Here is a 19,169-nt window from a genome sequence, read left to right as displayed (position 1 = left end):
AATTTGCACTGGCGCTATTTTGCTAAGATTTGCTGTATTAACAGTGAAATTAGCCGAAAACCTAAAAAAGCAATAACCTAGACTATTGAAGAAATGAATTGAGGATGTATCTATGAAATATGGAATTGATATCGGTCACAATTGCCCACCAGATACCGGAGCTAGAGGTATAAAATTTGAGGATAATCTAACTTTAGACGTAGGTACTAGGGTCATCAATAAGTTAAAAGCGTTAGGGCATGAAGTAATATCATGTAAACCAGATCAAGCTTCTTCAGTCAAAGATTCACTCTCTCAAAGATGTAATAAAGCAAATGCCAATAAAGTGGAAGTTTATGTTTCCATACACTTCAACTGTTTTAATGGACAAGCTAATGGTACAGAGGTATTTGCCACTAGTGATAATGGTAGAAGAATTGCTCAACCAGTGTTAGATGAAATTATTAAATTAGGATATTTTAATCGGGGAATTAAAAGCGGTTCTCACCTCTTTGTTCTTCGCAATACTAATATGCCTGCTATTCTCGTAGAGTGTTGCTTTCTTGACTCACCAAAAGATATGAATTTGTTTAACCCCGAAGCAACTGCTAATGCAATTGTTAAAGGATTAACAGGGAAGTTACCTAGTACTACCGTACCTCCTGTTTCTGATGAAGAACAAAATACAGATACAAGTATTTTGAGATTACAAAAATCATTAAATCGTCTCAAAATTACTGATAAAAATAACAAAGCTCTAGTAGAAAATGGGCAACTTAATGCTGAGACAAAGTTTGCAGTAGAAAAATTTCAAGGCATTGCAGGGCTTGAAAAAACTGGAATTTTGAATGATGCAACATGGAATGCTATCAATCTGATTTTAGCTAAAAGAATCATTAGACCTAACCACGCTGGCGGCCCTGTTGTCAGATATTTACAATTCCGGTTAGGAGTTGAAGTTGATGGCATTTATGGCGCACAAACAGAAGCAGCAATTAAGAGATTTCAAAGGCAGAATGGTTTACTTGCTGATGGAATTGTTGGCCCTATAAGTTGGCAGAAATTAATTGGTTAGTTTTGATAAGAGGCTAGAGGCTAGTAAAAATACTTTTGCCTCTGGCTTGTTTTATTAACCACGATTCCGTTCTAATAACAGCATCATAATTAAGCTTAATAAAATTTGTTGCTCTTCGCGATCGCTAATTTGCTCTACAGGCTTAATAATAAATTTTCTGGAGAGAAAAGTAGGTATTTTCTCCAATCGCATCACCACCGTACCATCGGCTCGGTTAACTAAATAAACTGGGTTAAATACGTAACCTGTGAATATACCTAAAATGGGAATTTCTGCAAAGAGCGCATCTGCAATCTTTACCCAAGGATTTTTTTCTTGAATATTTAAGGTAGTTGTATCCCCATCAAAAATATCGTAACGCGCACGCCACAAGGATTTTAAACCCCGTCGCTTCACCGCACCAACACTAGCACCGTTACTGTCGCTAAAGTCATAACGAGCGGAGAAATCAATAATGCGATCGGCTTTGATGTAATACAGAGGACGTGTGCGTTCAGCATCTGCAAAGATGGTAATCGCTTCTTTAAGCTTGAACAGCTTTTGCTTGACGTAAAAAACCAAATTGCCTTGAGGATCAACAACTGATATTTGCGGTGCTAACGCCCACAATTTAAAGGTAAGTTCTAAGGGATACTGCATATGTTCAGTGAAAATAACATATTTTCACTTCTTATTAATCCCCATTGAGACTGATATGCAACGCAGAAAGAATTAAATAATGTAAATAAATATGAGATTTAGGAAATGGAGGGAAGGTAGATCATAATTCACTGCTATCTTCTGCCTTTTGCCCCCCTCTTAAATTTCACTCAAAAACTACAGTGCGATTACCATAAACTAACACCCGATTCTGGAGATGTAAACGTACTGCTCTAGCTAACACGACTCGTTCCAAATCCTTACCTTTTCTAATTAAATCCTCAACTTCATCGCGGTGACTTACTCTCACCACATCTTGCTCAATAATTGGCCCTGCATCTAATTCAGGAGTTGCATAGTGAGCGGTAGCACCAATGACTTTCACACCACGCTCAAAAGCTCTATGGTAAGGATTCGCGCCTACAAAAGCTGGTAAGAATGAGTGATGAATATTAATGATTTGGGGAAATTGACTAATAAAATCGGCACTAACAATTTGCATATATTTTGCTAATACAACTAAATCAATTTGATATTGTTGTAGTAACTCTAGTTGTTTGGTTTCCTGTTCAGCTTTGTTATCTTTATTTATGGGTATATGATGAAAGTCGATGCCAAATTGGTCTGCAACTACCTTTAAATGAGGATGGTTACTAATAATTAAGGGAATATCAGCCGCTATTTCCTTGGCACGCTGTCGCCAAATTAAATCATATAGGCAATGGTCTTGGCGACTCACCCAAATAGCAATGCGCCGAATGGTATCAGAAAAATGTATTTCCCACTTAGCTCCTAAAGGTTGAGCTATGGCATTAAATGCAGCCCCTATTATATCTCGCGGTAAATTGAAGCCTGCTAACTGCCATTCGATGCGTGTGAGGAATAACCCCGCAGCAAAATCTGTATGCTGGTCGGCATGAATAATGTTACCGCCATTAGCATAGATAAAGTTGGCAATTTTGGCTACTAATCCCCGTTGGTCGGGACAAGAAATTAGTAAGGTTGCAGTCGGGTTGGTCATAGTAAAAGTAGAAAAGAGAGTTTTCCGATTGTTGCACAAATACCCCAATCATCACTAATTAAATAGATTGGACATTATACAACCAGAAAACCTCTCTTCCCAATTCCCAATCCCTACTTTAGCTGATCGACAATTGCACTGACATCAACTGCTAATTTTTGCCCTAATTTGAGCAATTGTAGACACTGACTAGGGTCTTCTTCATTAGCAATAGCAGTCTGACACAGAGGGACGATTTGAGTTTGCAAACAACTGAAGTACAATTCTTGAGATTGATGTAAGGAAATACCAATATTTAATTGATAACTAACATTAATTAGTCGCTCTAAACATTGGATATCCGTACTGCAACTGCCGTTGGCATCGTAGAGTAATCTCCAAAGCAAACGGAGAATTAGCTGTTCTAGCATCTGCTTGCCTTCAGGAATATTTAATCGACAACGCAGATGTTTGGCTTCAGTGGCGATCGCTTCTAATTCTACTATGTGATTCCAGCAGGTTTGCGGTTCTGTAATATCTTGCTCTAGCGATCGCAATGTTGTCATACAGCGATACCCTAAAGCAATCTCCGCCGCCACTTGCAATTCTTGCGGTACGGCGAGTTCGTCGCGGTGGAACGCCATCAACACGCCATAATTATCGCGGTATGCCTGAGTATATAGCTGGTCTAATCGTGTTAAGGTTTCTTGACTTAGTAACCGCATGATCCGATGGCGTTCTTCGGCAAACAGATTTTGCAAGTTGAAGGCTTCAGTACCAAACACTTGCGTCATCGCTAGGATCGTTTGGGCGGCGCTTGCTTGTTGCAGCGATGTAAACAACTTCTCTTTCGATTGGCTATAGTCGCGTCTACCTGTAAATAATTGAATGCAGCAATGGAAATCCCAACCGCCTAAATGGAGGACAGCAAAGACTAGGTTTTCGCTTTCCCAGGTAATTTCTGATACCAGTTGTAAATTACCTACTGCTAGGGTTAAGGCTCCCATGCGTTGCAGTTTGTAGTCTATCTCATTGACTGTGTAACAATAAATCCGTTTTTGGTGGGCGCTGAGTGATGAGTTTTGACTATTAAACAGCGAAGTAATAGCGTAGTGGGCGGCTACTTGTTTAAAACTAATTTGGGCAGTTTGTACCAGTTGACGATAAACTTCTCCACCATGTTTGAACAAGTCTACATTACTGGGAGCGGAAGCTAGACGTTTGAGGAAGCCTTTTTCTAACTGCACACCAGCTACATCTCCCGCCAGTTCTAAAGCACGAGCGGCGTAGCGCAGAATTTGCGTTCCTTCGGGGCGAGATAGTTCTTCAAAGAACCAACCGCAACTGGTGTACATAAATAAAGCGTGACGCTGCATTTCTAAGAGGCGCAAAGCGTCTACTTGTTCGACGGCTGTAAGTTTGTGGGTTTGATGCCGGGACAGGAAACGGCTAATATTTTCAGGAGAGCGATCGCGTACTACTTGAATATACTCGTCCCGTGCTTGCCAGGGATCGCGTAATAGCTTATTTCCATATTCCTCAAACACCTCTACCAACTGATCCCGCAGCCAGTTTAAGGCATTACGCAACGGCCGCCGCCATTTTTGATGCCAAACCCCACCTTCACCACCACAACCGCAGTCATCCTGCCATCTATCGACACCGTGAGCGCAACTCCAGGCGGTAACGGGTTTTAATTCTACTTCCCAAGTGGGAGAGTTCAAGCTCAGGTAGTGGGCAAAGTTTGTTACCGTCCAACCCTGACTAGGGAACTCTTGGGTAAAAGCATAGGCGAGAGTTTTTTCTGTGCCTTTTTTGTGATGTCCGAAGGTTTCCCCATCTGTCGCTACAGATATTAATTGTGATGGGCGATGATCCCCGCGCACAGCTGCACCGATGCGTCCGGCAAAGTGGTGAGAATTATAGACAACATCACTAAAACCCATATCGCGGGAGATGGGGCCGTCATAAAAGAAGATATCTATATATGGGCAAGGGATATCACTATTTCCCATACCTCTGCGTAGATAGCAACGATAGGGACGAGTGGGATCAATCTGATTACCACCAACTTCAAGCCATTCTGGCTGGGGATCATTTGTATTGGGGAAAGGACGGCATCTCTGCGCTTGCGATGGAGCTAAGATAATAAAGCGAATACCTTCAGCAACTAACGCTTCTAAAGTTGCGTAATCTACAGCCGTTTCTGCCAACCACATGCCTTGGGGATCACGTCCAAAGCGACTTTTGAAGTCTTCTTTACCCCAGCAAATTTGCGTGCGCTTATCTCTATCACTCGCCAAAGGCATGATGATATGATTATATACTTGCGCGATCGCATTGCCGTGGCCTTGCAGACGTTCACAACTTTTTGCGTCCGCCTCCAATATCCGTTGATAAACCTCGACATCGTAGCGTTCTAGCCATGACATCAGCGTCGGGCCGATGTTAAAGCTCATATATTCGTAATTATTGACGATCCCCACAACTTCGCCCCGGTCGTTGAGTATCCTGGCGAAAGCATTGGGACGGTAACATTCCCAATGGATGCGCTCGTTCCAATCATGGAAAGGTGCGGCGCTGGGTTGGCGTTCAATAGCGTCTAGATAAGGGTTTTCCCGTGGTGGCTGGTAAAAGTGACCATGCACCGTCACATACACACCAGTAGCTTGATTGGTAGGATCACTGTGGTGAGTATCTTGGATAGTTATAGATGATGTTGATATCGAACCAGAGCCAACTGGTTGTTCTGCGGGTGTCATGTATATTTATTCCAACTCAAAAGACTTACACGTATGCCGGAAACATTCAATTCAAACCCTTCTACAATGGTTTGAAGACAAAATCCGGTATAGGGGAGAACTATAGGTATAGCATACAGCTTACATTTTCAGAAAACTGTCTTACTATGGTAATAAATCTGCGTTATTGCCAAGGTGTTTTTTTAGGACTTCTAAATCCCAGTTAATAGTTAACAGTTGGCAGTTAACAACTAAAAGCAATATAACTTATATTTTCTCAGTCCCTTATCAGCCAGGAAATTATTTGCCATAGAACCACGCCTCAGCTAAGGGTTTTTTGCTTTAAGTTGCAAAAGTGCGGGATATTGTCTTGGCTTGATGGAATAGGCATCTTGCTTGTTGTATTTCCCCAGCAGGTAAAATGCTACGTCCTAAGAATTATCCCTCAATTCGGCAATGCTAAAAATTTAATTGTCTTTTAATATATTAAACCTATTTTTAGGTGTAAAATTGCACTTTTGTATTATAGATTTGCAACGAAAGATTGCGAAAGCTTGATAAATAGTAATCATAATTTATAAATATCATTCTTGAGCATAAACAGTATAATTCCTGAGAAAGTTTGTACGCTGTTAAAAGTATCCTAGAGTTCTGAATATCAACTCAGTATATTTTGATTTATCACACATAGCTGTGAGCGATCGCTCAAAAAAAGTAACCAATGTCAGGCAAAAATATTCTTTTTCTTGTTTTACTAGTATTTATCCCCGTATCTATCGCCGCTCACTACTTAGAGTGGGGAGATTTGATTGTTTTCATCACCGCAGGCTTGGCAATTCTGCCCTTAGCGGCTTGGATGGGTGCAGCAACAGAGGAAATTGCTGTAGTAGTCGGGCCGACCTTGGGAGGGCTATTAAATGCTACCTTTGGTAACGCCACAGAATTAATTATCGCCCTAGTCGCTCTCAATGCTGGACTAGTGAACGTCGTCAAAGCCAGTATCACCGGCTCGATTATTAGTAACTTATTGCTAGTGATGGGTCTTTCTATGCTGTTGGGTGGATTGCGCTACAAAGAACAGACCTTTCAGCCCATTATAGCCAGGGTAAACGCTTCCGCAATGAATTTGGCAGTCATTGCCATATTATTACCCACAGCCATGAACTACACAGCCCAAGGCATTGGGGAGAAAACTTTACAATACCTCTCCCTCGCCGTTGCCATCATCTTAATTTTGGTTTATGCCCTAACCCTGCTATTTTCCATGAAAACCCACGCCTATTTATATGAAGTAGGCATTGTGGAAACAGAGGAGCAAGAGTCCCACGAAAAACCTAATGTGCTGTTATGGTCTATTGTGTTGTTAGTTTGTACTCTATTAGTAGCGGTAGAGTCAGAATTATTAGTTGATGCCTTAGAAGTCGCCACTTCTCAGTTAGGTTTAACCGCACTATTTACTGGGGTGATACTAGTTCCCATTGTTGGTAACGCCGCCGAACACGCCACAGCCGTTACCGTCGCCATGAAAGATAAAATGGATCTGTCCGTTTCTGTGGCAGTTGGGTCAAGTCTGCAAATTGCCCTGTTTGTCGCCCCGGTATTAGTCATTGCCGGCTGGATACTTGGTCAGCCAATGGATTTAGATTTTCAACCCTTTGAATTAGTAGCAGTAGTAGTATCAGTGCTAATTGCCAACAGTATCAGTTCTGATGGTAAATCCAACTGGTTAGAAGGAACATTACTGTTAGCAGCTTATGTCGTGCTGGGGTGTGCCTTTTACTTTCACCCAGTTGTCGGCGGACTTGGCTAGTATTTTGGCAAAATTAAGTTTACCAGCGATCGCTTGTTATGGATGTGAGAGCGATCGCTTTTTTGTGTCATTAGTCTTTTTCTAATTTCCTTTGCAAAAACTTACCCCATTCTGCTGCCAAAGGAATTTCTGTAAACGGAACTAACACCGAATTAGCAGACTCAGCAAAATTAAACTTAAGTGCAATTGAACGACCTTTTTCTGGTGGTGCTGCCAAATTTACGACCTCATTATTTACCACTAGTTGAATATCACTAACATCAAGTAAAGAAAAAGTTTGTAATTGTATCGGCCCTTTTGATGTAGGTTTACCCCAAGTTATGGTGTTATCCTTTTGACCCAATACAGCATAAATATCATACTTAGCACGGTCAAATTGCTCTGCCCATTGACGATAGGCTTCTACTTTTTGAAATTCCTGTGAACCTTGCCAAGCCAACCAGAAAAAGATAATTAATAGTGGCAACCAAAACAAACCACGTTCCATCGCTTCAACAATCCTAAGTGAAAGATTTAACTAAAAACATTTAAGTAGATTGCAAAGTAGAGCAATCAGAGGCGTATATAGGTTATCTTAGTGAGCAACCTGGCAGAAAGCGTGATGAGTTAATATGAGAAAACTTATATTATGGTGCTTGTTTGTCATTGGCTTGGTATCTGCTGTATTTGTTTTCCTCAATTCTCAGGGACTAGCAGCTAAAGGCGAATTTGACACAATTTTGTTAGATTTTCGTGAAGATATTCCAGCCGATGTAATTAAACAAGATTTACAAGCGATCGCTCAACAATACAACGTTACACCCCAATTAGATAATAAATTCTCCGAGCAGGATCATGTTTATATTATCAAAGGCGATCGCCAGCGACTCAAAGCGCTACAAAAATCTGCCTTTGCTAAAGCTACAGAAATCATCGAACCGAATTACATTTATAAACTAACCCCACCAGCGAAACCTGTTTGGTTGGGAGAAATGTTAAGACCCCAAGAAGGTAAAGAATTTACTCCTTCCTTAACTGGCCCCAACGACGAATATTACAGCAAACAATGGAACCTCCACAAAATTGGTGTAGAAGGTGCTTGGACTCAAACCAAAGGTAGTGGCATAACTGTAGCCGTAATTGACACAGGTGTTACCCAAGTCCGCGACTTACAAGAAACCAAATTTGTCAAAGGCTACGATTTTGTCAACGACAAAGAAGATGCCACAGACGACAACGGACATGGTACTCACGTTGCTGGTACTGTTGCCGAAGCAACTAATAACAAATATGGAGTGGCTGGTATTGCTTACGAAGCCAATATCATGCCCTTAAAAGTGTTAAGTGCCTACGGCGGCGGAACCGTTGCTGATATTGCCGAAGCTATTAAATTTGCTGCTGACAAAGGCGCAGATGTCATCAATATGAGTTTGGGTGGTGGTGGAGAAAGCCAATTACTCAAAGATGCTATCAACTACGCCCACAACAAAGGTGTAACCATCATTGCGGCTGCGGGAAATGAAAATGATAATTCCGCCTCCTATCCAGCCCGTTATCCCCACGTTATCGGCGTTTCTGCCACTGGCCCCGACGGCGAAAAAGCACCCTATTCTAACTATGGTGCAGGCGTTGATATTTCTGCCCCTGGTGGTACAGATGCAGGCGCAATTTTACAGGAAACCATCAACGAACAAGGCGAAGGCGTATTCCTGGGACTGCAAGGAACCAGCATGGCTTCACCCCACGTTGCTGGTGTAGCCGCTTTAATTAAAGCCAGTGGTATCAAAGAACCAGACGCGATTTTACAAGTCCTTCAACAGTCTGCCATACCTATTAAAGAAGACAGCTTAAACTACTACGGCGCAGGACACCTCAACGCCGAAGCTGCCGTCAAACTAGCCGCCCAAGGACAAATTAGCTTCCAAGACTTCTTCCGTTGGTTGCGGGATAACGGCTATCTAAACCCTCGTTTCTGGTTTGATGGTGGCGCTGTCGCCCTCTTACCAAAGATACTTATGGTAGTCGGTTCCTATCTGCTAGCGTGGTTTTTACGGGTTTACTTACCCTTCCCTTGGAGTTGGTCATTATCCAGTGGCTTAATTTTCGGTAGTTCTGGGTTATTCTTCCTCAAAGGTTTTTATATCTTTGACTTACCTCAGTGGCCTTTCCGAGTTTTAGGCAGTTCCATTCCCGAACTAGGTAACGCCATACAAGGAACAGATGCTTTAAACCCCATCTTTGCCAGCGTCTTAATTCCTATTGTGTTGATAGCACTGTTACTAGGTCATCCTAGTTGGAAATGGTTCGCCATCGGTTCAACTCTCGGAGTAGCCGCCTGCTTAAGCGTCAGTGCAGTGTTAGACCCAACAGTTTGGGGCTTAGGTGATGGTAATTTAGCCCGTATATATTTAATTATCAACGCTCTGCTGTGTTATGCGATCGCTCGTTTAGCATTAAAGAACGAAGATAAAACAGCATAGAAGGTAATGGGGACTGAGGACTAGGTGTTGGGAATAACATCTCCCTCATCCCTACTCCCTCCCCACTCCCCACTCCCCACTCCCAAATTCTTATGAGTATCACAGTCACAGGCAAAATTGAACGGCGTAACCTTGGTATGGGCGCTTGGGCGTTAGTCTCAGATGATGGCGTTACCTACGAAATCCTCAAAGGTGCAGACAAAGAATTACTTAAAGCTGGACAAAAAGCCAAAGTTGAAGGACAGGTACGCGAAGATATCATGACTATTGCCATGATTGGCCCTGTCCTAGAAGTAAAATCATTTGAAGTGCTAAGTGATGAGTGAGAGTATCAGTTAACATTTAACTGATCACACACTAGCCCCAGAATCAAGCACTTGCTGTAACCGAGTTCTAAATTCCCCTTTGGGATGACCGCCTTTAACCTCACCTATGATGTTAAATTCGCCTTCGGGAGACTCACAGATAATATAAGTAGGCCATCCCATCTCAGATTTATCGGGATATTGTGTCAGCAAAATTTTGCGATATTTACGGTAAGTCGCTGTATCCTGCATTTTGACATCGATAAACTGCAAACCTAGCTCTTCCGCCACTTTCTGGTCATAGAAAGACATTTTGTGGCAGATACCGCACTCTTCGGAAGAAAATTTAATAACAGCTAAACTCATGTAGCTCTATGTCTCTTGTTGATATACCTAATATTTTTCAGCATAGCTCTTAGGCTACAGACATCAACCAGTTATGGGTATAAAAGTAAAATTTCTATAGAATTTAGGCTTAAATGATTTAACTAAAGGCCTAATGTGCCTATATTATGTGCAGTACCTATATATGATGTTGTGAAGATAATGTCCGTATATATTAATTATTGTATAAAATAAAACTTTATATTTTCAATATTTATACTATAGAAATATAAAAATTTCAAGTTATAACTTGATAATTAACACCTAAATTATTGGCAATATATAACATTTGCTTTAACTAGATAATCTTTTAAAACTAATATTATTAATTAATATATTTATTTTTAATAAAATAGATACTCATCATTTCATGAAAAAATTATTTAATAATCAAAAATATTTTCAACATAAATACTGTAATTAGCTTATATCCTACCTAGAATTAACTTTCATGTAAGCTTATAAATACGCTTCAATAAATAAAATACGTTCGATTAAAGCTATTAAGCCAAAAAATATTAGTCATGAAGTCAAACATTCAACTAACAATATCTTTAAACAAGAGTTGAATGTAATTAAAATTTTGCCAATTTTGTAATAACTTGTGGTTTTTTTATGATTGCTCACTTACAATTGGTTACGGTCTACACACATAATGGTGAATTAAGTATAAATAAGCAATGTTATCTAATTTAGAGCTAGTACAGGAATTTGTAGCCCAATCTATCCAAAAACAAGAAATTTTGCTAGCTAACGCTAATTTACAAGCTCAGACGGCTTATAAAATTAACCAAGTTATAGCTAAAACCGAAGGAGTGATTGCTACCGCCCAACTTACACATGTACCCCTAGAATTTTCAGTTAAAGCTACTTCATCTTACTGGGAATTGATAAATGAGGCATTAGCTAACTCTAACTACATTCTCACAGGAGAAATAGATAGTCGTAATTGTTATACATATAAATACTGCGCGATTCCTAAAGGTTATCAAATGCACTGTATGAAATCAGTTCATTTATGGCGTTCTTGGTGGAAATATCGCAAAAATAAATCACAACTGGGGATTCCTATGGATTTGCTGATACGTAACCGTAACTCTTGGTATCCCATTAGAGATTTAATTATTAGCGATGGGCTTCTATATATCAAAACATTAGGAAGTGAGATTGCGGTTCACTCTAATGATTTAGTGATTTGGTTAAGTAAGATGGGAGAGAAATTTACCACTGTACCTGAGCAAGAGGATTAAAAAGCTACTTGCTGGGCTGGTTGTGATAATATAAGCCTTGATTAATTCTAGTGAGATGTGAGCAGCAAAGAAGGTGAGATCAGTAATTTTCATGCTTTCATTAATGGATGATGAGCAGGAAAATAATCATGAAAGGACTCTGGCTAGAAAATAACCAGTTACGACTACTTACAGATATCCCGGTTCCAGAACCACCGCCAGGAGAAGCCCTTGTACGTGTTTTACGTGCGGGGATTTGTAATACTGATTTGGAACTGTTGAGGGGTTACTATCCTTACATGGGAATTATTGGACACGAATTTGTCGGACTTGTGGAACAAGGGCCAGAACATCTACTTAATAAAAGAGTAGTCGGAGAAATTAACGCTGCTTGCGGCCATTGTCGTTTTTGTCTTCGAGGACAACTGACTCATTGCGAAAACCGCACGGTTTTGGGAATAGTCAACCGTCATGGAGCATTTGCTGAATATCTCTGTTTACCTGTACAAAATCTTCATCCTGTACCGGAAAATGTGCCGACTGATGCTGCAACTTTTACCGAACCTTTAGCAGCCGCACTAGAAATTCAGCAACAAGTAATATTGAATAGAGACGATCGCTTGCTAGTAGTTGGAGATGGCAAACTAGGTCAATTAGTAGCACAAACACTCGCTTTAACTGGTTGTGAACTCTTGGTTATTGGTCGTCATTCAGAAAAACTTGCGCTTTTAAAAGCAAGAGGTATTGCAACTGGTTTAGTTGATGCTGTTAAAGATAGGGCTTTTGACATTGTAGTTGAGTGTACTGGCAATGCCGAAGGATTTGCGATCGCCCGTCGCGCATTACGTCCCCGTGGTACTCTAGTTTTGAAAAGTACCTACGCTGGCAACCTCAGTCTAGACGCTTCTTCCTTAGTAGTAGACGAAATCACCCTCATCGGTTCCCGTTGCGGCCCCTTTTCCCCTGCCTTAGAGTTATTAGCCACAGCAAAAGTTGACGTAGAACCTCTAATTCACGCCCACTATCCCCTCAACAAAGGACTTTCCGCTTTCGAGGAAGCCCAACGCCGAGGCGTTTTAAAAGTATTGTTGGATATTAGTCAATAGTCAATAGTCAATAGTCATTAATCAACAGTTCTCTTTCCCTCTGGGACGCTGCGCGTTGACGTAGCCTCTGTCTACGACATGCTCCGCGTAGCTTGCTTCCATGACATGGTACGACAATCTCAGTGCCGGGCTGTTCACTGTCAACTGTCAACTGTCAACTATTCCTAATACAAATAAGGATTGGTCTTTGCTTGATAATCCATACAGTTAATTGCTTCTTCCGTGTTGGCAATTGATGGATGTACAGTACATTTTAGGCGATAGTCATCTGTAAAAAATTGGCAGCCAGCACAGGGTATTTGGTGCATTTGTTTGGCCGTTTTAATACTGTCCCTGGTGGCAGTCCAAAGACTCCAAACCACCATGAAAATTAAAGACCAAGCAGTAACAAAGCAAATAGGCACTATATATGCCTGAATCATCTTAATGATAAAAATTATCAATTCCAACACGGCAAGTTCTAAAAAAAATTAAGAGCTAGAAGTATATTAACTCCCAACTCTGTCATCTTATCTTCTGGCTTTAGAAGTATAAATTTTGTAAAGTAGGTATGTCAGTTAACTGCTAACTGTCAACTGAATTAAATTCCTGCATGACCCAAGGCTAAACCCGCAACTAGCATTCCTAATACTAGGAATGGTTGAGCGCTGGCTTGGTATTTGACATCATTTTTCAAGGGGTCGCGCAAGAAATACATATCTTGGAAGGTAATTTGGGGAATGATTAATAATGCCAAGATAGCGGCGTACAAGTTCTCATGAATACTTACAAGATATGCAGCTATTAACCCTTGGAATAAATCAATCATGACAACACATATCCAAGCAGCTTTGTCAATACCAAACATTACAGGTAGTGATTGTAGCCCCAGTTGGCGATCGCCTTCTACACTCTTAAAGTCGTTGACGATCGCAATACCCAAACCAGCCAAACTGTAAATTAAGGTGATAACGACAATTTTCCAGTTGAGTTGACCAAATAAAGCATGACCTGCCCACCAAGGCAAAGCAATATAACTAGCACCCAAAGCGTAGTTACCTAACCAGCCGTTTTGCTTGAGTTTGAGTGGAGGTGCAGAATAAATAAAGGCAATAAAAGAACCAAACAAAGCCAATACTGTCACGTTGGGGAAGTCATGACCAGCCCATAAATCCAGCACAAACGATAAAGCGATCCCAGCCAGAAATAGGGCAATTATCTGAGTAGCTACCTGGGGTACAGAAATTGCGCCGGAAGGAATGGGACGGTAAGGTTCATTAATGGCATCAATTTCGCGGTCGTAAAAATCGTTTAGGGTTTGGGTATAACCCGTCAGCAATGGCCCAGACAACAACATACAAGCTGCTGCTTTCAAAACATTTTCTAACGACCAAGTATAGTTACCAGAAGAAGCCGCACCACAAACAACACCCCAAATCAGAGGTATCCAAGTAATGGGCTTCATCAATTGCAGGCGGATTTTCCAAATGGAAGTTTCCCCTGGTGCAGCACCTTTCATCCCTAACAATTGCCTAGTTTTCGCACTGCGATCGCCTGCATTTACGATAGCTTCAGGTTGATTGGGATCGGGGGTTATGGGAGATGATTCAGACATAATATTATATTGGTAATTCGTAATTCGTAATTCGTAATTAGGGTATTACAGAGAGATAGTTTAAGAACTGGAGATGAGGAAAATTAAATATTTCCAAGTCTCCAGTTCCCAGTAGCTAATGCCTTAAAAAGAAATTATCAAATAATTATTTTGGAATTTTGCTCCGGTGACGGGTCTGCCACTCAGTGCTGGGGGTAAGAAAATATTTCGGCGTTGGTCGCCTGCTTCTACTGTTACTTCTGGCCCGACTTGGGTGAGTTTGACTTGCTTTTTGTCAAATCCAGGTAAAAATAGCCGTACTTGGCGATTATGAATGTCAACGGTGATGGGAGCAGGTGCTTGTACTGCTTGCTCAACAAAGTTGGGAAGGGCATCTATTAAAGGTTGCCAGTTATCTTTGCTTGCATCAGGTACAACTGTCACCGATAAGGGGGCAAATTCTTCTGTTAGGTGAGCATCTGTCTGGGATGATACCTGAATCACACCACCAATAGTTAAGCCAACTTGTTGAGCGCTTCCCCATAAATAACGTACACTTGCTACTTCTAGGGGGTCTGCTGTGGTGACTAGGAAGGCTGCAACCCGCTTGGGGTCTGCAAGTGCTTCCTTCCCTTTATCTAATAAATTGTTGACTTGATTGGTGGGTTGAGCAAAGTTATCTGCTGTCCAGTTGAAATTGAAGAAGCTGCTAATTAATGGCTGAATCAAGGGCGATTCCGTAATCGTTTTCCCTAAGTCGGAGTTGGTAAACAACTGGCGAAAGCGTCTTACATACCAGCTTAACGATTCTGGTAAACCCAACATCCGCAAAGTAGAAGCATCACCTGGGCCATCATAGACGATCGCATCATATTTACCACTGGCATCATATTCACGAATCGCATTCAAGGCTAAGGCGTTATCCATACCCGGCAATACTACCAATTCTTCACCATACACCTCTTTGATAATGGGGGTGCGGAGATATTGTGCTTCAAGTTTTTTGATTTCTTCCCAGTTACGTTGTAGGAGTACAGAAGATTGAAACTGTACAACATCTAAATTTGGGGCAATTTGCTGAGGGTCAGGGGTGAGGGTTTGATCTAACAGGAGTGGCAATACTGGTTCTGCTAATCCTGCTAAAAGCACTCGCTTACCTTGACTTGCCAATGACTTGGCTGCGGCGATCGCTATTTTTGTCCGAGCAATACCACTTTTGCCCAAAAATGTCAATATTAGGGACATGCTTTTGATTTCCAATTACCGCAGGTCTTTAAAATTCCAAATTAACACTAGGCAACCACTCTAAGCGTCTACCTAGAGTCCCTTCTATTACACTGGTTTGATTTCATCCTCAAAAAACCAAGTGGAAGTATTATCGTCAAACTTGACTACTACACCAACACCTGCACCGTCGGTAACTTTGTAACCTTCGATAGTACCAATCGCGCCGAGTTTTTTAGCAACTACAGCAGAAACGCGATCGCGCAAACGAAACACCTTAACCTTTTGTCCGATTTCCATGCCTACATAAAACGCAATAAACCAAGATTAAGTTTAGCTGAATCCGGTACTTATTTGTTAGTTGACAGTTGACAGTTGACAGTTGACAGTTATTTTCCCCCTCATCTCCCTCATCTCCCGGTTGGTGAGCGTAGCCGAACCACATCTCCCCACTCCCTATTCCTTCTGAATGGGAAGATTTAACCAATTACTTAATTCCTGGGCTAACCATTCTAGTTCGGCTTCTGATTGAATGTTGGTATTTTGACCAAGCTGATATTTTCTTACTCCTGCCCAAACCTCTAATTGTGCGGGTACTTGAGTTTTATCACCCTCAGAATCCCTAGTTAAATATCTTGGAGTGTAAACTAGCTTGGTGATACTTTCTCTTGATGAAGGTCGAGGTCGATGGAACTTAAAAGCGAATAATTCCTTGGTGCAGGTAATTTGTTCTCTATCCAAACGTAGTTTGATACGTCCAAATAAGGTGAATAAAAAATTATAACCCATAAAATAGCCAGCACCCCAAAAAGGTAAGGAAAATAAAGCGAAGGGAACATTGATGGGGAAAGGTGTTGAGAGTGCGCCTATTGTCCAAAATAGGATGAAAGAGTTCCAGGTGATCGCAAATAACCCAGTAGACACTATCGAAGTACGGAAACCCACGGGAGGAACTACTATCTCCAATGAATCCCCATCTTTGATGAGTTGGATTTTGCTATCCTCTGGTTTACTTACCGCTAACTTACCAACACCAAGTAATTGTGGCTCTTCCAAAGTTTTAAGTGCTTGCTGCGCTGAACTCAAGCGCCTTTCTAAATTGGGTTCAGTCATAGACTTTAACCAATTTGCCAAACCTGGACTCAGATTTACACTTTGCTCAAACTGAATGCGGAAATCTTTTTGGGGTAAATCGGCTGGGTGAGTACCTGTGAGCAAGTAAATTAACGTTGCCCCTAAACTATACAGGTCGGATGCTGTTACTGTACGCCCACCGAACTGTTCTGGTGGCATATAGCCATAGGTTCCTACGACAGTCCTTGTCCCGCCTTCTGTACCCAAAGCTGTTTGTACTGAACCAAAGTCTACTAAATAAACTTCACCAAAATTATTTCCTGAACGCTCTCCTAACAAAATATTGCTAGGCTTAATATCACGGTGGATGACAGGTGGATGTAACCCGTGTAGATATATAAGAATCTCTAAAATGGCGGAGGCTATTTGTTTAATATCAGATTCTGTGAAAATACGCCCAGACTGTAAGTATTGCTCTAAAGTTTGGGCTGGGATATAACTCTGTACAAGGGCAAAACCTTTGATTGTGGGTGAGTTTACCTCAAAATAGTCCAAATAGCGGGGAATATTGGGATGAGACAAAGACTTGAGAGTTTCAGCTTCACGTTCAAACAGCTTGAGATCATCCCACTCAAAATCACTACTAAAAGCCAGCAGCTTGACAATGACTAATTCACCAGTCACAACATCCTTAGCTAGTAGAGTCCGTCGCCCTGCTTTTTTTCCTAATAGCTGTAGAATCTCGTAGCGAGTGTTAAAAATTTCTCCCAGCATAACAATTGCTCTCACGCTACGTTGCCGCAAGTTTCATAGATTATAGCTTGTTAAATTAAACAAACTAATACCCCTAATATATTGTATATTTCTATGCCTTCCGAACTTTGGCCTTACGCAACACCTGGTATTCCCGATGAATTATTCGAGCATTTACCAGGAATCCCTCTTACCCAGAGAGAAATTCGACTATTGTTAATTTCTCAATTGCGCTTAGAACCTGATTCAGTTTTATGGGATATTGGGGCGGGAACTGGTACAATTCCTGTCGAAGTGGGGCTACTATGTCCAAAGGGACGAATTATTGCTGTGGAGCGAGATGAAGAAGTAGCAAATTTAATTAAACGTAATTGCGATCGCTTCGATGTCAAAAATGTGGAAATTGTCGAAGGTAGCGCCCCAGAATGTTTACATGAGATCAAAACTATGCCGCACAGAGTTTGCATTGAAGGAGGAAGACCCATTCAAGATATATTGCAAACAGTGTGGCAGTATTTACCCTCATCAGGCAGAGTCATTGCTACAGCTGCTAACCTCGAAAGCTTGTATGTTATTTCCCAGAGCTTGTCCCAATTACAAGCGAGAAATATTGAAGTTGTACAATCTGCCGTTAATCGCCTAGAAACAAGAGGATTTTCTCAAACCTTTGCCGCAGTTGATCCCATTTTTATCCTCAGTGGTGAGAAACTAGACTAGGGTTAGGAACTCAATCAGTGGACAGTAGACAGTGGAAACAACCTGACAACTGACAACTGTCAACTGTCCCTTCGGGTTCGGCAGTTGCTACAAGTCGGGGAACCCGCCCAACGCACTGCCTCACAACTGTCAACTGTCAACTGTCAAACCCAATCCCCAAATACTCGTATGCCTTGGTCTCGGATTATTAGTGGAATTGTTGCGATCGCCCTTGCTTTAGTTGCTGTCCTGTTGGGGGGTTGGTATTTTACCATCTTGTTGGCGATCGTTGTTTATTTAGGACAACAGGAATACTTTGAGTTAGTAAACACTAGAGGCATTTTGCCAGCCGCGAAAACTACCTTATTCCTCAGTCAAGTTTTACTTGTTATTTGTACTTTGGATAGTAATTTAGTTGATGCTGTCATGCCTATTGCTGGGACATTTATTTGTTTTTACTTATTATTCCAGCCCAAAATGGCCACTATCGCTGATGTTTCAGCTTCGATTATGGGCTTATTTTATGTCGGTTACTTGCCGAGTTACTGGGTGCGGTTACGGTCAATTGGTAGCGCCGCAGTCAGTAATATACCTCTAGGCGGGTACTGGCCACGAAATTGGACAGATATTTTTGAGGATAGAAATTTTGCTTTGCTACCACAAGGTTTCAAGTTTACTGTGCTGACATTTTTGTGCATTTGGGCAGCAGATATTGGTGCATACACTATCGGTAAATTCTTCGGCAAAACTCGCTTGTCTGATATCAGCCCCAAGAAAACAGTTGAAGGCGCAGTCTTTGGCATCAGTGCCTGTTTAGGCGTGGCCATTGCTGGTGCTTACTATCTTCAATTACCGCAATTTCTTTTAACTGGCACAATCTTAGGCTTACTAATTGGCTTGGCCAGTCTTTTGGGCGATCTAACTGAATCTATGTTGAAGCGAGATGCTGGCGTTAAAGACTCTGGACAATTGATCCCCGGTCATGGCGGCATCTTAGACCGCACCGATAGCTATATCTTCACAGCACCCTTAGTTTACTATTTCGTCACGCTGATTTTGCCATTATTTGGTCATTAGTCATTTAGGTCTGAATCTCGTAGTCAATCTTCAGTTCGATTAATG

Annotated in this window: 18 protein-coding genes; 8 read left to right on the top strand and 10 right to left on the bottom strand. The window is 41.4% G+C overall.

What is annotated here, in order from left to right:
• Positions 1–112 precede the first annotated feature (112 nt).
• Complete coding sequence (locus NSMS1_RS00260) at positions 113–1,054, top strand: N-acetylmuramoyl-L-alanine amidase (protein ID WP_224089654.1); 942 nt, start codon at positions 113–115, stop codon at positions 1,052–1,054.
• 54 nt (positions 1,055–1,108) lie between these two features.
• Here NSMS1_RS00260 and NSMS1_RS00255 read toward each other — a convergent pair whose 3' ends face one another.
• The 3 genes from NSMS1_RS00255 to NSMS1_RS00245 all read right to left on the bottom strand — a co-directional run bounded on the left by NSMS1_RS00255 (position 1,109) and on the right by NSMS1_RS00245 (position 5,455).
• Complete coding sequence (locus tag NSMS1_RS00255; protein ID WP_224089652.1) at positions 1,109–1,693, bottom strand: hypothetical protein; 585 nt, start codon at positions 1,691–1,693, stop codon at positions 1,109–1,111.
• A 166-nt stretch (positions 1,694–1,859) separates the two neighbouring features.
• A complete protein-coding gene (gene purU, locus NSMS1_RS00250; RefSeq protein ID WP_224089650.1) occupies positions 1,860–2,714 on the bottom strand; it encodes a formyltetrahydrofolate deformylase in 855 nt (284 codons plus the stop codon).
• 113 nt (positions 2,715–2,827) lie between these two features.
• Complete coding sequence (locus NSMS1_RS00245; RefSeq protein ID WP_224089648.1) at positions 2,828–5,455, bottom strand: DUF3536 domain-containing protein; 2,628 nt, start codon at positions 5,453–5,455, stop codon at positions 2,828–2,830.
• A 700-nt stretch (positions 5,456–6,155) separates the two neighbouring features.
• Here NSMS1_RS00245 and cax point away from each other — a divergent pair.
• Complete coding sequence (gene cax / locus NSMS1_RS00240) at positions 6,156–7,244, top strand: calcium/proton exchanger (RefSeq protein ID WP_224089638.1); 1,089 nt, start codon at positions 6,156–6,158, stop codon at positions 7,242–7,244.
• 70 nt (positions 7,245–7,314) lie between these two features.
• On the opposite strand, the gene NSMS1_RS00235 is transcribed toward cax, so the two are convergent.
• Positions 7,315–7,731 carry a hypothetical protein gene (locus tag NSMS1_RS00235; protein WP_224089636.1) on the bottom strand — a complete coding sequence of 139 codons (417 nt, stop codon included), beginning with the start codon at positions 7,729–7,731 and terminating at the stop codon, positions 7,315–7,317.
• Positions 7,732–7,855: 124 nt separating this feature from the next.
• On the opposite strand from NSMS1_RS00235, the gene NSMS1_RS00230 reads away from it, so the two are divergent.
• Positions 7,856–9,703 carry a S8 family peptidase gene (locus tag NSMS1_RS00230; protein WP_224089627.1) on the top strand — a complete coding sequence of 616 codons (1,848 nt, stop codon included), beginning with the start codon at positions 7,856–7,858 and terminating at the stop codon, positions 9,701–9,703.
• Between the two features lie 92 nt (positions 9,704–9,795).
• Complete coding sequence (locus NSMS1_RS00225) at positions 9,796–10,029, top strand: hypothetical protein (RefSeq protein ID WP_224089617.1); 234 nt, start codon at positions 9,796–9,798, stop codon at positions 10,027–10,029.
• A 24-nt stretch (positions 10,030–10,053) separates the two neighbouring features.
• Here NSMS1_RS00225 and NSMS1_RS00220 read toward each other — a convergent pair whose 3' ends face one another.
• Positions 10,054–10,374, bottom strand: a complete 321-nt coding sequence (locus NSMS1_RS00220) for a thioredoxin family protein (protein WP_096681016.1) — start codon at positions 10,372–10,374, stop codon at positions 10,054–10,056.
• Positions 10,375–11,072: 698 nt separating this feature from the next.
• Here NSMS1_RS00220 and NSMS1_RS00215 point away from each other — a divergent pair.
• Together NSMS1_RS00215 and NSMS1_RS00210 are read left to right on the top strand one after the other, a co-directional pair.
• Positions 11,073–11,642, top strand: a complete 570-nt coding sequence (locus NSMS1_RS00215) for a hypothetical protein (protein ID WP_224089608.1) — start codon at positions 11,073–11,075, stop codon at positions 11,640–11,642.
• A 128-nt stretch (positions 11,643–11,770) separates the two neighbouring features.
• Entirely contained in the window at positions 11,771–12,727 is a 957-nt protein-coding gene (locus NSMS1_RS00210) for an MDR/zinc-dependent alcohol dehydrogenase-like family protein (RefSeq protein ID WP_224089606.1), read from the top strand.
• Positions 12,728–12,891: 164 nt separating this feature from the next.
• On the opposite strand, the gene NSMS1_RS00205 is transcribed toward NSMS1_RS00210, so the two are convergent.
• The 5 genes from NSMS1_RS00205 to NSMS1_RS00185 form a co-directional block, all read right to left on the bottom strand.
• The gene (locus NSMS1_RS00205) at positions 12,892–13,179 is read right to left on the bottom strand and encodes a hypothetical protein (protein ID WP_224089604.1); all 288 of its coding nucleotides are present in this window, start codon (positions 13,177–13,179) and stop codon (positions 12,892–12,894) included.
• A 128-nt stretch (positions 13,180–13,307) separates the two neighbouring features.
• The gene (gene chlG / locus NSMS1_RS00200) at positions 13,308–14,321 is read right to left on the bottom strand and encodes a chlorophyll synthase ChlG (protein WP_224089602.1); all 1,014 of its coding nucleotides are present in this window, start codon (positions 14,319–14,321) and stop codon (positions 13,308–13,310) included.
• Between the two features lie 123 nt (positions 14,322–14,444).
• Positions 14,445–15,545 (bottom strand): ArsA family ATPase, encoded by a 1,101-nt coding sequence (locus tag NSMS1_RS00195; RefSeq protein ID WP_224089600.1) that lies wholly within the window; start codon positions 15,543–15,545, stop codon positions 14,445–14,447.
• A gap of 87 nt (positions 15,546–15,632) precedes the next feature.
• On the bottom strand, positions 15,633–15,824 hold the full coding sequence (locus NSMS1_RS00190) for a DUF2862 domain-containing protein (RefSeq protein WP_224089598.1): 192 nt from the start codon (positions 15,822–15,824) through the stop codon (positions 15,633–15,635).
• A 156-nt stretch (positions 15,825–15,980) separates the two neighbouring features.
• Positions 15,981–17,372, bottom strand: coding sequence for a serine/threonine protein kinase (locus NSMS1_RS00185; RefSeq protein WP_224089596.1), 1,392 nt, complete (start codon positions 17,370–17,372; stop codon positions 15,981–15,983).
• Positions 17,373–17,465: 93 nt separating this feature from the next.
• Between NSMS1_RS00185 and cbiT the strand changes: the two genes are divergently transcribed.
• Positions 17,466–18,068 (top strand): precorrin-6Y C5,15-methyltransferase subunit CbiT, encoded by a 603-nt coding sequence (gene cbiT / locus NSMS1_RS00180; protein WP_224089594.1) that lies wholly within the window; start codon positions 17,466–17,468, stop codon positions 18,066–18,068.
• 168 nt (positions 18,069–18,236) lie between these two features.
• A complete protein-coding gene (locus NSMS1_RS00175) occupies positions 18,237–19,124 on the top strand; it encodes a phosphatidate cytidylyltransferase (protein WP_224089592.1) in 888 nt (295 codons plus the stop codon).
• Positions 19,125–19,169: the final 45 nt, after the last annotated feature.

This window comes from Nostoc sp. MS1, from assembly GCF_019976755.1.
Lineage (GTDB): Bacteria > Cyanobacteriota > Cyanobacteriia > Cyanobacteriales > Nostocaceae > Trichormus.
The sequence above is the reverse complement of the archived record's forward strand: the minus strand, read 5'-3'. Positions and strand labels throughout refer to the sequence as shown.

Coding starts and splice junctions, on each gene's coding strand:
- NSMS1_RS00260 (WP_224089654.1), top strand. CDS start 113: ATGAAATATGGAATTGATATCGGTCACAATTGCCCACCAGATACCGGA.
- NSMS1_RS00255 (WP_224089652.1), bottom strand. CDS start 1,693: ATGCAGTATCCCTTAGAACTTACCTTTAAATTGTGGGCGTTAGCACCG.
- purU (WP_224089650.1), bottom strand. CDS start 2,714: ATGACCAACCCGACTGCAACCTTACTAATTTCTTGTCCCGACCAACGG.
- NSMS1_RS00245 (WP_224089648.1), bottom strand. CDS start 5,455: ATGACACCCGCAGAACAACCAGTTGGCTCTGGTTCGATATCAACATCA.
- cax (WP_224089638.1), top strand. CDS start 6,156: ATGTCAGGCAAAAATATTCTTTTTCTTGTTTTACTAGTATTTATCCCC.
- NSMS1_RS00235 (WP_224089636.1), bottom strand. CDS start 7,731: ATGGAACGTGGTTTGTTTTGGTTGCCACTATTAATTATCTTTTTCTGG.
- NSMS1_RS00230 (WP_224089627.1), top strand. CDS start 7,856: ATGAGAAAACTTATATTATGGTGCTTGTTTGTCATTGGCTTGGTATCT.
- NSMS1_RS00225 (WP_224089617.1), top strand. CDS start 9,796: ATGAGTATCACAGTCACAGGCAAAATTGAACGGCGTAACCTTGGTATG.
- NSMS1_RS00220 (WP_096681016.1), bottom strand. CDS start 10,374: ATGAGTTTAGCTGTTATTAAATTTTCTTCCGAAGAGTGCGGTATCTGC.
- NSMS1_RS00215 (WP_224089608.1), top strand. CDS start 11,073: ATGTTATCTAATTTAGAGCTAGTACAGGAATTTGTAGCCCAATCTATC.
- NSMS1_RS00210 (WP_224089606.1), top strand. CDS start 11,771: ATGAAAGGACTCTGGCTAGAAAATAACCAGTTACGACTACTTACAGAT.
- chlG (WP_224089602.1), bottom strand. CDS start 14,321: ATGTCTGAATCATCTCCCATAACCCCCGATCCCAATCAACCTGAAGCT.
- NSMS1_RS00195 (WP_224089600.1), bottom strand. CDS start 15,545: ATGTCCCTAATATTGACATTTTTGGGCAAAAGTGGTATTGCTCGGACA.
- NSMS1_RS00190 (WP_224089598.1), bottom strand. CDS start 15,824: ATGGAAATCGGACAAAAGGTTAAGGTGTTTCGTTTGCGCGATCGCGTT.
- NSMS1_RS00185 (WP_224089596.1), bottom strand. CDS start 17,372: ATGCTGGGAGAAATTTTTAACACTCGCTACGAGATTCTACAGCTATTA.
- cbiT (WP_224089594.1), top strand. CDS start 17,466: ATGCCTTCCGAACTTTGGCCTTACGCAACACCTGGTATTCCCGATGAA.
- NSMS1_RS00175 (WP_224089592.1), top strand. CDS start 18,237: ATGCCTTGGTCTCGGATTATTAGTGGAATTGTTGCGATCGCCCTTGCT.